17 protein-coding genes are annotated in these 12,389 nt (G+C 30.9%); 15 read left to right on the forward strand and 2 right to left on the reverse strand.

Going from position 1 to position 12,389, the window contains the following annotated elements:
• The first annotated feature begins 311 nt into the window (after window positions 1-311).
• From JHL18_RS26550 to JHL18_RS00080, 15 genes are all read left to right on the forward strand, one after another.
• Window positions 312-614, forward strand: coding sequence for a TIGR04104 family putative zinc finger protein (locus JHL18_RS26550; protein WP_200265573.1), 303 nt, complete (start codon window positions 312-314; stop codon window positions 612-614).
• Between the two features lie 42 nt (window positions 615-656).
• Complete coding sequence (locus JHL18_RS00020; RefSeq protein ID WP_200265575.1) at window positions 657-947, forward strand: TIGR04104 family putative zinc finger protein; 291 nt, start codon at window positions 657-659, stop codon at window positions 945-947.
• Between the two features lie 52 nt (window positions 948-999).
• Window positions 1,000-1,338 (forward strand): hypothetical protein, encoded by a 339-nt coding sequence (locus JHL18_RS00025; RefSeq protein WP_200265577.1) that lies wholly within the window; start codon window positions 1,000-1,002, stop codon window positions 1,336-1,338.
• Window positions 1,339-1,372: 34 nt separating this feature from the next.
• Window positions 1,373-1,555 carry a hypothetical protein gene (locus JHL18_RS00030; RefSeq protein ID WP_200265579.1) on the forward strand — a complete coding sequence of 61 codons (183 nt, stop codon included), beginning with the start codon at window positions 1,373-1,375 and terminating at the stop codon, window positions 1,553-1,555.
• Between the two features lie 207 nt (window positions 1,556-1,762).
• Window positions 1,763-2,260 (forward strand): hypothetical protein, encoded by a 498-nt coding sequence (locus JHL18_RS00035; protein WP_200265581.1) that lies wholly within the window; start codon window positions 1,763-1,765, stop codon window positions 2,258-2,260.
• Between the two features lie 98 nt (window positions 2,261-2,358).
• Window positions 2,359-2,853 (forward strand): hypothetical protein, encoded by a 495-nt coding sequence (locus JHL18_RS00040; RefSeq protein ID WP_200265583.1) that lies wholly within the window; start codon window positions 2,359-2,361, stop codon window positions 2,851-2,853.
• 110 nt (window positions 2,854-2,963) lie between these two features.
• The gene (locus JHL18_RS00045) at window positions 2,964-3,161 is read left to right on the forward strand and encodes a hypothetical protein (RefSeq protein WP_200265584.1); all 198 of its coding nucleotides are present in this window, start codon (window positions 2,964-2,966) and stop codon (window positions 3,159-3,161) included.
• Window positions 3,162-3,213: 52 nt separating this feature from the next.
• Window positions 3,214-3,498 carry a hypothetical protein gene (locus JHL18_RS00050; protein ID WP_200265585.1) on the forward strand — a complete coding sequence of 95 codons (285 nt, stop codon included), beginning with the start codon at window positions 3,214-3,216 and terminating at the stop codon, window positions 3,496-3,498.
• A 132-nt stretch (window positions 3,499-3,630) separates the two neighbouring features.
• A complete protein-coding gene (locus JHL18_RS25705; protein ID WP_207752933.1) occupies window positions 3,631-3,885 on the forward strand; it encodes a hypothetical protein in 255 nt (84 codons plus the stop codon).
• A 76-nt stretch (window positions 3,886-3,961) separates the two neighbouring features.
• On the forward strand, window positions 3,962-4,756 hold the full coding sequence (locus JHL18_RS00055; RefSeq protein ID WP_200265586.1) for an ABC transporter substrate-binding protein: 795 nt from the start codon (window positions 3,962-3,964) through the stop codon (window positions 4,754-4,756).
• 165 nt (window positions 4,757-4,921) lie between these two features.
• The gene (locus JHL18_RS00060; RefSeq protein ID WP_200265587.1) at window positions 4,922-5,686 is read left to right on the forward strand and encodes an ABC transporter ATP-binding protein; all 765 of its coding nucleotides are present in this window, start codon (window positions 4,922-4,924) and stop codon (window positions 5,684-5,686) included.
• Window positions 5,676-6,473 (forward strand): ABC transporter permease, encoded by a 798-nt coding sequence (locus tag JHL18_RS00065; protein ID WP_200265588.1) that lies wholly within the window; start codon window positions 5,676-5,678, stop codon window positions 6,471-6,473. The genes JHL18_RS00060 and JHL18_RS00065 overlap by 11 nt, the downstream gene beginning before the upstream one ends.
• A 64-nt stretch (window positions 6,474-6,537) precedes the next feature.
• Entirely contained in the window at window positions 6,538-7,353 is an 816-nt protein-coding gene (locus tag JHL18_RS00070) for a tetratricopeptide repeat protein (RefSeq protein WP_200265590.1), read from the forward strand.
• A 206-nt stretch (window positions 7,354-7,559) separates the two neighbouring features.
• Window positions 7,560-7,913: a CidA/LrgA family protein gene (locus JHL18_RS00075; protein ID WP_183276647.1), complete on the forward strand. Its 354-nt coding sequence runs from the start codon at window positions 7,560-7,562 to the stop codon at window positions 7,911-7,913.
• A gap of 11 nt (window positions 7,914-7,924) precedes the next feature.
• Window positions 7,925-8,638: an LrgB family protein gene (locus JHL18_RS00080; RefSeq protein WP_200265592.1), complete on the forward strand. Its 714-nt coding sequence runs from the start codon at window positions 7,925-7,927 to the stop codon at window positions 8,636-8,638.
• 339 nt (window positions 8,639-8,977) lie between these two features.
• Here the strand turns inward: JHL18_RS00080 and JHL18_RS00085 are convergent, their stop codons facing one another.
• On the reverse strand, window positions 8,978-10,951 hold the full coding sequence (locus JHL18_RS00085; RefSeq protein ID WP_200265594.1) for a DNA topoisomerase: 1,974 nt from the start codon (window positions 10,949-10,951) through the stop codon (window positions 8,978-8,980).
• A 185-nt stretch (window positions 10,952-11,136) separates the two neighbouring features.
• Window positions 11,137-12,291: an amidohydrolase gene (locus JHL18_RS00090; protein ID WP_200265596.1), complete on the reverse strand. Its 1,155-nt coding sequence runs from the start codon at window positions 12,289-12,291 to the stop codon at window positions 11,137-11,139.
• Window positions 12,292-12,389: the final 98 nt, after the last annotated feature.

Below are 12,389 nucleotides of genomic sequence, written 5' to 3' on the forward strand. Positions count from 1 at the left end.
ATGAACTTATTTCAGATATTAAAAATATCTTTATCGAACTTAATTCGAAAAAGGATGAGATTTGTTCGTTAGCATATGCCAGAAACTACCTTGTATAACTTAAACTTTAATCTGGGATACCTATATCAAAGAACCATTTAAAAGATAATAAAATTATGATTTAGGCTACAATTATAGAAGACCTTCTTAATCTAAAATGGTGGGACTGGAGCTATGAAAAGATTCAAACTAACATAGCTGCAATTCAAAGTGGGGATATTGAAGCACTGAAGTAAGCCTAAAATATAAGATAAATAAGGAGAATTTAGTAAATGTTTATTCAGAAATGCAAAAACTGCTCTAAGGAGTTTACGTGGAAATGTGTAATTAAGTCAGTTTGGACTGAAGGCTATAGCAAATCAATAAAATGCGCCCACTGTAAGACTAAGCATTACATTAACATGACTTCTCGTATATTTTTCGCAATACTTATTGGTGCTCTACCTATGCTTCAATTGCCTATAATAAAGCATATACAAACTAATATACTGTACTACTTACTTATAATAATAACGTATATTTTAGTATTAATACTTATAACTCCTTTTATTTTTAGATATCATATAAAGAAATAACTTGCTTTAAATTATTTTATAAACAGAGGAGATTTTAATTTTATGTTCATTCAAAAGTGTGAAAAATGCAGTAATAAAATTAGCTGGCTTAAAGTATTTATATCAATAATGAGCGGCTTTAGAAATATAAGATGTGATGAGTGCAAAACTGAGTATTACATAATAGGACGATATCGTCTATTAATTATAGTAGGTGCATGTTTTCCGTTATTTCTTAGAAGTGAAATAATAAAAGCATTCAATCCACAAACTTACTCAATTCTAGCTATTTTATGGCTCATTTTTATACTACTCCTTTCTCCTTTTTTGTTAAGAATTTATGTAAAAAACTAATATACTTATACTATATTTCATCAACTACTATATAAAAGATAGGTGCAATAAAATGAAAAGAAAAAAATTCTTCTTGGCAATTCCTTTATTAATTGTGTTATACATAGTTTCAAATTTTGTATATACAATGGTATATCTTGATAAATATCAGTATACCTCTAACGGTAATATATTATTTGAAGATAGCGTTTATGTGTATAGTAAAACTCTTACTGATGGCGATAAGAATATGGGAAAGACTATTGGAACTGTAAAAAAGCATGATGGCGTTATTGAGAATTATTTTTCCCCTACCTGGGTAAGAGAGCTAAAGGATGATAAACAACATAATAAAATTGTAGTTCGTGGACTCATGGACTTCTGGGCTATTTATGAAAGACAAAATAAATAATTCATTTCTTAATATAAATTAGGAGGATTTGTAAATGAAGTATGCTCTTTATGTTTTTATAGGTCTTCTAGTTTTCATGGTTGTAGATTTTGTTTCTTTGAACTTTGGAAATGATTTTGGAGTTGTTGCTAGTGCTATCTCAATGTTATGTGCTGTAATTGTTATCTGTACACTAATTCTTGCTCATGCAATAAAAGGAAATCACAAAGGTAATTAACTGTTGATTATATTTGAACATTCAATTCCTACCACATAAAAGGAGGATCTATATGAACCATATACTTGCATCTATAATTTCAATTACCATTTTCACATTCATATTATACTTCATTTGCTCAAAACTAAAATTTGACCATTGGCTTGAATTAATACTATTATACTTTATTTACTATAAATATCTCAATCAAATACAGCGGAGGCTTATATGAATATTAAAAGAAAAAAGATACTTATAACTTTAACCGCTATAATTTTTATAGTGATTATTTCATCATTTCTAATCATAAAATCAATGATAAGCAGGTTTAATAAATCATTAGATCCAGTAACATTAATTAATATCAACTGGAGTGCCCATTTACCTAATACAAAGGAAGCAACTGTGCTATCAAATGAAATAGGTGGATTTCCTAGTGATGGCTTAAAGCTCACTAAGTTGGTATATTCAAAAGAAATGTTAAATAACTTAAATAGCAATTTAACCTTCTCATCTTTTGATAGTCTAGCACTTGATAGATATAACGATTTCGCTAAATCTATAAAAGATAAAAATGCTCTAAATGAACTTACAGACCTAGTTGCATATAATAATTCCACACTTAAATATAAACTAATAGAAAAGAAACCATCCTATCTACTTATGATAATAAACACTAACTCTTCAGGTGGCCTAACCATGTATTGCTTTGAGAACATGTTGTAGATCTACTTAGTGCTTCAAAGAATCACAAATGATAATTCAAAAAAATTTATTTTAATATTAAAAATAAATAACAATACTTTTATTATAAGTGAGGTTTTATGAGAACAAAAAAGCTGTTAACGATACCCAAACTTATTCTTATTATAGTAATAATTTCTGGAGTCTTTCTAGGGAAAAAGGCCGTTGAAACCACGACTACTGAACATGGCTTATGGTATATCAACTTCGGGATAAAAGTTCCTACTCCTGCAAAAGAGATGAAGCCCTTTTATGAAAGTGGTCCTACTGGAGATGGAGAAATATATACTATATGTGAATACAGTGACAAGAACTTCAAAAAGTTAGTAAATATGTCTATATGGAAAGAAATAAATACTCAATCTGATATAGATTTAATAAATGACCGAGTAAAGATAATAAACAAGTGGGTAACCAGTAATGGCACTAAGAATAATGATTTATTCTTGAAATACCCTGTTCCAACAACTAAAGGAAATCTATATTATCTCAAGCCAAAAGCTTCAAATGGTTTTTTCCTTTTAATCTGTGATAAACAAAGCAATAAACTTTATGGATTGGAACTTACGAATTAGCCGCTCTATTTTTCTAACAATTTTACACACCAAATCTAATTCATTCAAATATCTCATGCACAAGGAGTAATAAATGAAAAAAGTACTAGTACTATTAGGAGGGTTTTTAAATGAAAAAATATGCTACCTATGTCTTTATAGGTCTTCTAATTTTTTTGTCTGTTAATTATATATCTACAAATTTTGAAGCTGATGTTAGAGACAGTGCTGGACTTATTGTTAGTGCTATATCAATACTATGTGCTGTTATTGTAGTATGTACCTTAATTCTTGCTGACGCTATAAAAGACAATCACAAAGATAATTAATTATTGATTATCTTTAGACATTAAATTTCTATTACTTGAAAGGAGCATCTATATGAACCATATACTTAACACCATGGTTTTAATTGGTATTTTCGCATCAATATTATTTTTTATTTGCTCTAAATTAAAGTTTGATCACTGGCTTGATAAAAGTAATACACGAAGAATCACGGCTATTTTCTTAACCTTTTTCATATTTGTGGGTGTCCTTGGAGGAGCCAGTGAATCTCACATTGCTGGCATTTACTATTCAATTGCAGAAGGTGTTGCATATTCTCAATTTATTGTAATAATATCTTTTGTATCCTCTAAAAAATCTAGGATGAAGTCCTCATAAAGAAAACATATATTTTTTTTAAAACTTATGTTTAATACTAATTTATTGACATATAATTATTAACTAGATGAACTAATTTAATTTTCAGCTAAGAAAGCCACTAGTTATTTTAATTATATATTTATCAATGAGGTGATAATCATACAACATAGAGATTACTTTATACCTGGTTTAATATTATCAATACTATTAGCAATACTTTTCATATATATTTCTATAAGAGATAGAAAGTCATCATATCTACTATATTTAATTCCATTAGTAATAGTTGCATTAGTAGATTCTCCTTGGGTAAAGAGAAATTCAACTCTTCAAACAACTTTTCTTGTTCTAACATTTATTTCAGGAATTATTCTAATTTCACTGAAATATAAAAATAAAAACTAGAAATATAAATGGCAGAAGCCCTTGAAATCACAGGGTCTCTGCCGTTTGTGTTTCTGCACGGGTTGCAGACAAGACTATGCAGCAAGTATTATCCAAAAGCGTTGATATAGGTTTTAGTGGACCTGAACAAGTTATATACATCTATAATCAAAAAAGAGAGGACTACCCAATAGTATTTGCTCAATTAACTCAAAAAGATGGTTCTTTCTTAGTTGGAAGAACTGAGGATAAAAACTTTACTTGGGAATCTGTCAAAGGCAAGACTATCGTAGGTGGTCGTCCTGGTGGTGTTCCTGAAATGGCTTTAGAGTATGTTTTAAGAAACCATGGTCTGCAACCTGGTAAAGACGTCAATGTTATAACTAATATAGCTTACACTGCAACTGGCGGTGCCTTCAAAGGTGGAACAGGCGATTATGTTGCCCTCTTCGAGCCTACAGGTTCTATGCTTGAAAAAGAAAAAGCTGGTAGTATAGTTGCTTCTGTTGGAGCATCAGCTGGAACATTACCTTACACTTGCTTCTACGCAACTAAATCATATATAGAAAAGAATCCTGATATAATCGAGAAATTTACACGTGCTATAGTTAAAGGCCAACAATGGGTGCAAAAGAATAGTGACGCTGATGTTGCTAAATCAATCATATCCTTCTTCCCTGGAACAGACCAAGATATACTAACTAACGTTGTAAAAAATTATAGATCTATTGATGCTTTTGCTAAAGTTCCTACAATGAAAGAGGAAGACTACAATAGATTAATGGATATAATTCAATCTTATCAAGCTAGTTTAATCCCTTCAAGACCAGCATTCGATAAGATAATTGATAACTCCTTTGGAGAAAAAGCATTAAAAGATTTATCAAAATAGTATTTAATTTTTATTGTCACGGATTTTATGCTTCAAGATGTATATTACTTCATTTTTATATCTTTTCTATATCTTCCAAGATCTACGAGATGTATTGAAAAGCATATAAGCTTGTGAAGAATACATCAGTATATCCGTGACAAATTTTTAATAGGTGGTGAAAATATGGCACTTCTTGAGATAAAAAATATCTATATGAATTTTCATACTCCTGAATCAGTTATAGAAGCACTAAATAATATAAATATCAATATAGAAAAAGGTGACTTTGTAAGTGTTATTGGTCCTTCTGGCTGCGGTAAATCTACTCTTCTAAATATAATTTCTGGTTTGCTAAAGCCCTCTTCTGGAGAAATATTATTTAATGGTACTAGCTCTGAATCCAATCAAGATATGGTTGGGTATATGTTTCAAAAAGATCACTTATTCGAATGGCTTACACTTTGGGATAATGTTACCCTTGGTTTAAAGATAAAGAAGCTTCTTAACAAAGAAAATATTGAAAAAGTTGATTTATTATTATCCCAGTATGGTCTATCTAAATTCAAAAAAAGCTATCCAAGTCAACTTTCTGGCGGTATGAGACAAAGAGCTGCGTTAATTAGAACTCTTGCCTTAGAACCAGAAATTTTATTACTGGATGAACCCTTTTCTGCCTTAGATTATCAAACAAGACTAAAGGTATGCGATGAAATCTTCCAAATAATAAAAAAAGAAAATAAAACCGCAATAATGGTCACTCACGATATTTCAGAAGCAATATCTACATCTTCAAAAATAGTTATATTGTCAAAAAGACCTTCTGTGGTAAAAAGAGAATTAATTCTTGACTTTAACGAGAATCTTACTCCTCTTCAAAGGCGTGATGAGCAGCAATTTAGAGAGTACTTCAATATTACATGGAAGGAGTTAGATTTAAATGATGAATAAAGAACAAGAGCACGAATTATATCTTAAAAAAATAAGACTAGATAAAGTAAAACTTGGTGTTGTACGAGTGTTAGTTTTAGTAATCTTCTTAGCTCTATGGGAGATTGCAGGGGATTTAAAATGGATTGATCCCTTCCTAACTTCAACCCCCTCTAGAGTTGTAAAATCAATAATGCAATTTTACGGTGAAGGTACTCTTATAAAGCATATACTTGTTACCTGCTACGAAACTATTTTAGGTTTTGTTTTAGGTACAGTTCTTGGGACCATTATAGCCATTGCGTTATGGTGGAGTGACTTTGCTTCAAAGGTTATGGAACCTTATCTTGTAGTTCTTAATGCATTGCCTAAAGTAGCCCTTGCCCCTATAATAATATTTTGGGTAGGAAATGGGATTACTGCTATTATAGTAATAGCTCTCCTTATTTCTATAGTTGTAACTATAATGAGTGTTTTTTCTGGCTTCCAGGAAGTAGATGAAGAAAAGATAAAATTAATGAAGACCTTTGGTGCAAATAAAGTTCAAATGCTAACCCATCTAATAATGCCTGCATCTATTCCTACAATGATATCTGCTTTAAAAATAAACGTAGGTCTTTCTTGGGTAGGTGTTATCATGGGAGAATTCTTAGTTGCTAAGGATGGTTTGGGTTTCCTAATAGTATATGGTGGTCAAATATCTCAATTAGATATGGTCATGATGAGTATAATAATCCTTTCAGTTATTGCTTATATAATGTACAAAATAGTATCAATAATAGAAAATATTGTTAGAGTTAAGTATTGATTGTTTGTATTCCCCCAAAAAAATAGTATAATTATCATATTACTATTTTTATGGGGGAATTATTATGGGTGGAAATGTTAACAGAAGTTTTCCTAAGGATTTAATCTTAATAGTCATAATACTAGGAATTATGTTTTTTGTAAATCCTGCAATAGGAAGTATTTTATTTTGGATATATATTATATATAAAGGTATAACAAACCGTGATATGTTATCTGCTTTTATGGCAAATAGAGCTTACCGTAGTTATCAGTATCCAAAAGCTATAAATTGGTATAAGAAAGCAGCATTATCAAAGGTATCAAAAGCAAAAATAATTGCAAACTATGTTTTTTTAGAACTAAAACATGGTGATGTAGGTGAAGCAGCTAGAACTTTTAATAAAATAACCTCTGAGAGACAATTCAAAGAAAAGGATTTACAAAATATTAAGATGGCAGAAGCGTTAATTTATTGGAAAAAGAATGATGTTGACTCTGCTATAAAAACTCTAGAAGATCTATCAACAACTCATAAAACTTCTACAGTTTTCGAAACACTTGGGTATTTTTTAATCAATAAAGGCGATCTGGATGAAGCATTAGAATTTAATGAGTCAGCGTTAATCAAATATAACAGCAGTTCTATTATAAAAGCAAATCTAGGAGAAATATATTATAGACTTGGAAACCTTGAAAAAGCTAAAGAAATATTTACTCCTTTAATAGATGATTATGTTAATTTTTCAGAGCCTTATTACTATTCAGGTTTAATCCTCGCTGAAGAAGGAAATAAAGAAGCAGCAATTGAGCTTTTGAATAAGGCTTTTTCACTAGAAGAATCCTTTTTAAGCAATTTAAATAAAGAGATAATCAAGCAAAAGCTTGAAGAAATTTCTTAAGTTTATTAAAAGACAAGATTTCTTGTCTTTTTTTCATTATCAAGCTGATTTTCAAAGTATTCAAGAGTAAGTATACAAATTGTATCTGTATTTATCTTTAATGGCAAATGAAATTGTTTACCATGTTCTATTGAGCCCCATTCTACAGTTTACCTTCCTCTAAAAAGATGCTAAATTATAATAGTGTGTTTAAGGAGGTGTAGTATATGAAATTATTTAGAGAACTACTTATTATTCTAGTAATATTTTTTATAGGGGAGTTTATCTCAAAAACCTTTAACCTTCCTATCCCTGGTAATATAATCGGAATGCTTTTATTATTAGTTTTACTATTAACAAAAGTCATTAAACTTTCATACATAGAAACCATCTCTAACTTCTTTCTAGATCACTTGTCTTTTTTCTTCATTCCAGCTGGAGTAGGGTTACTAACTTCAATGGATGTTCTAAAAAGCTCTTGGGGAAGAATATTGATTGTTTGTATACTAAGTACAATAATTATGATAGCTGTTACAGGTTTCGTAATTCAGCTTGTGACAAAAATTATGAAAACTAATTAAGGAGTTTAGTTATGAATATATTTACTAGTAATGCTCTATTTGGTATAGTTTTATCTCTTATAGCTTTTGAAATAGGTCTACTTTTATACAAACGAACAAAGTTCCCTTTATTCAATCCACTTTTAATAGCTATCGCATTAGTAATAGGATTTTTGCTGATTTTTAAGATTGATTTTAAAACCTATAATCAAGGTGGACAATTTATAAATATGTTTTTAGGACCAGCTACAGTAATTTTGGCTGTACCACTTTACAAACAAATCAAGCTTCTAAAAGCTTATGGCCTTCCTATATTTATAGGTATATTCGTAGGAAGTGCTATTGGAATAGTCAGCATAATTTTATTATCTTATGCTTTCAAATTAGATCCAGTAATAATAAAATCCTTAGCCCCTAAGGCTGTCACAACTCCTATCGGTATGGAGATAAGCAATGAACTTCATGGCATTGTACCTATTACAGTAGTTGCCATTGTTATTACAGGCATAATTGGTGCTATGATAGGCCCATTGATATGCAAAATCTTTGGAATAAAGCATAAGGTTGCAGTTGGTGTCTCCTTAGGTACTGCCTCTCACGCAGTTGGAACCTCTAAAGCATTAGAAATTGGAGAAACCGAAGGTGCTATGAGTTCTCTTTCAATTGGCCTTGCAGGACTCATGACAGTTTTTCTTGCACCGTTCATATATAATATACTTAGTGGCATATTGCATTTTCATAAGTAATTAATTATATTCAACCTTTTTTCCTTTACTTAAGAATATTGTTGAAATTAATTGGTTATACAGGAGACGCTATATGAGCGAGTTATTAGAATTAAATGATTTTCTCAGATGGAATGGCGTTAATAAACTGTACTGTTCGAACGTAGTGAGTTTACAGTTTTAGCCATGAAATATGAGAAAATCATATTAATTCTTTGCGTAAGCTCATTAAAGCGTAGGATGATTAACGAATTAATTTCAACACAGCTTTAACAGCATAAAAAATATAAATCCTATGATATCTTCAAATCCTCTATATGAAATAGAGCCACTTTGAATTTATCATAGGATTTATTTACTTTATTTAGTTTCTGCTAAACCATATGTATTTTTAACGTCCATTAGTTTTTTATATATTAGATTTAAATTGCTTTGTTTCTTTACTCTAAATATATTGTTCTTTGTATAATCTTCTAGTTTACCCATAAAATTCGATGGTTCAATCTCTTTCTCATATACCATCTTCAATCCCTTTTCCCAGCTTGCAGTGAGGATTGGATTAAGTAAAGAAGGTATAGATGAGCTTATAACTTCATATATCATTTCACCCTTTATTGTTGGCGTAAGTATTTGAGTCTTAGAATTTACCATGAGATAATTTATATTTATGAGTTTCTTTATTATCTCTGCTCTAGTGGCTGAAGTTCCTATACCAGAACCTTTTATCTGCTCTCTTAATTCATCATCCTCTATTAGTTTACCCGCATTCTCCATAGCAATTATCATAGAACCTGACGTATATCGTTTTGGAGGACTTGTTTCTCCTTCTTTTATAGAAAACTCACCAATTTTAAGTTTACTGCCTTTTCTTAATTCATTAATCCACACAAAAGAATTTTCTTCTTCTTCCTTGTTATCACTTTTCAGTATTTCTAAGTATCCTTTTTCTATACAAACCTTAATACTCTTAAAAAACTTTTCCCCCAATATATCTGCTGTTATTGAAACCTTAGAATATTTTGCTGGAGGAAAAAATATGCTTAAAAATCTGGTAACTACTAGTTCGTATATCTCACGCTCAAGCTTGCCTAAAGTTCTTATAGCTCCTTCGCCTTCACCTGTTGGAATAATGGCATAGTGATCTGTTATCTTTGAATCATCTACATACTTACTTTTTGCAATGTCCTTAGTCCAATTGTTCTTCATTATCTTAACAGCATTTTCTGCAATACCAGGATTATAAGCAAATTTAGTAAGCTTACTTATTGTCTTTGATATTTCTTTAGCTACTGCTGTTGATATAACTCTTGCATCAGTTCTCGGGTATGTAAGCATCTTCTTTTCATATAATTTTTGAACTACTCCTAAAGTTTCATCTGGACTTATCTTAAATTTTTTCGTACACTCGTTTTGTAGTTCTGCTAAGTTAAATAGTAGTGGTGCATATTTAGTTTCTTTAGTTTTTTTAACTTCATCAATCAAAGCTAAGTCTGCTGGTTTTAGCATCTCCACAAGTTCTTCTGCAGTTTTTCTAGTCTTGAATCCACTATCATTATACAAAAGTGGTGATTCATAATACTTGGAACCTTCAACAGTTTTCCACTCAGCATCAAAACTTTTTTCTTCTTTCGCAAGATCTACGCTGACTTTGTAAAAACTGGTTTTAGTAAAGTTTCTTATTTCTCTCTCTCGATTTACTACTATACCTAATACACAGCTCATTACTCTTCCTACTGCTATGACTACCTTTTCCTCTGACAAAACTTCTGAAACCTTTCTACCATAAACCAAAGTAAGCAATCTTGAAAAATTTATTCCTAAAAGAAAATCTTCCTTTGCTCTAAGATATGCCGAAGCAGCTAGTGAATCATATTCTTCAAGGGGCTTTGCCTCTTTAATTCCTCTTCTTATCTCTTCTTCAGTTTGTGAATCTATCCATACTCTTTTTTTTGTTTTACTAGGTGCACCAGCCATTTGATCAACCAATCTATATATATATTCCCCTTCTCTTCCTGAGTCAGTACATACATAAACTACATCAACATCATCTCTGTTTAAAAGTGAAGATACTGTATCAAATTGCTTTTTTACATTTGGTATGACATCATACTTATATTCCTTTGGTAAAAAAGGTAGCTCTCCTAGATTCCATCTTTTAAATCTAATATCATATGCTTCTGGATAACACATTGTAACCATATGTCCAACACACCAGGTAAAAATAGAATCCTGGCCTTCTACGTATCCATCACCTTTTCTTCCATTAACCTTTAGTAATTTTATAAATTCCATTGCCACAGATGGTTTTTCTGTAACGAATAAAGCTTTTCCCATAATCAAAATCCTTTCTAAGAAAACAACCTATGTTTTTTTAGGAAGTTCAATGTTCTACTAAGTTTTTTATATAGATATATAATTGTTAATTTTAAAATTATAGCTTCTTAAAAAACAAAAAATATAGCCTCCCACTTAAGAGAAGCTATATTAATTATATACTATTTTAACGATAAATTAAACCATTATTCATATTTACTAAAAACAACCTTACCATCAACTATTGTATATAGAGTTGTTGTAGCAACTTCGAAAGGACTTCCGTCTAATATAACTATATCAGCATCTTTACCAGGTTCTAAGCTACCTACTCTATCCGCTATGCCTGCTATTTCTGCTGCATTTATAGTAATTGTACTTAAAGCTTCCTCGAAGGTTAACCCTGCTTTCATAGCAAAGGCTGCACAAAGAGGTAAATGTTCTATTTGTATAACTGGATGGTCAGTTATAATAGCTACCTTTACACCTGCTTTTGTAAGCTCTGCAGGTGTCTTAAAACTTTTGTTTGTCAATTCTATCTTTGTACTAAAAGTCATAGTTGGACCAACCAATGCGGAAACCCCTGAGTTTTTAATTTGATCTACAATCAAATGCCCTTCTGTACAATGATCCAAAGTTATGGGAACATTAAATTCTTTAGCAATTCTTAGAGCAGTCAGTATATCATCAGCTCTGTGAGCATGGGCCTTAAGAGGAATCTTGCCTTCTATTACAGGCACTAACGACTCATATTTTAAATTTATTTCAAAAAAGTCTCCTTTTTCTTCAGCCTTTTTCTTCTTTCCAATATAGTTTTTGGTTTCAGTAAGAGTCTGTCTAAGTAAAGCAGCTGTAGCCATCCTTGTCATCGGTGCTTTTCCTTTTGAATTATATACTCTTTTAGGATTCTCACCAAAAGCAATCTTCATCGCTACAGGTTCTTTAATTATCATCTCATCAATACAATTGCCATGAGTTTTCATAGCCAAAAACTGTCCACCTATTACGTTAGCGCTTCCTGGTCCAGTAAGAACAGAAGTTACTCCAGCTTTAACTGCTTTTCTAAAAGCTCCATCTACTGGATTTACACCGTCTAGAGCTCTTAGATGAGGAGTTATCGGATCAGTCATTTCGTTGATATCACGACCTTCGAAACCCATATTTTCCTCTTCTCCTCCAATATGTGTATGTGCATCAATCATACCTGGGATTACATAACCACCTTTAGCATCAATCACTTCTTCTTCTAAAGCATCTATATTTTCCCCAACCTCTACTATTTTCCCATCCTTTATAAGGATGCTTCCACATTCTAAAGCTTGTCCAGCCATAGTGAAAATCTTACCATTCTTTATTAACATCTTACCAACTCCTTATATAATTTTATTTAAGTGCTATTAAATTACCATGTTGAAATTAAATGGTTATTCATCCAATGCTTTAATGAGCTTATCAATTA

The organism is Clostridium yunnanense, assembly GCF_016595795.1.
In the GTDB taxonomy this organism is placed as follows: domain Bacteria; phylum Bacillota; class Clostridia; order Clostridiales; family Clostridiaceae; genus Clostridium_AR; species Clostridium_AR yunnanense.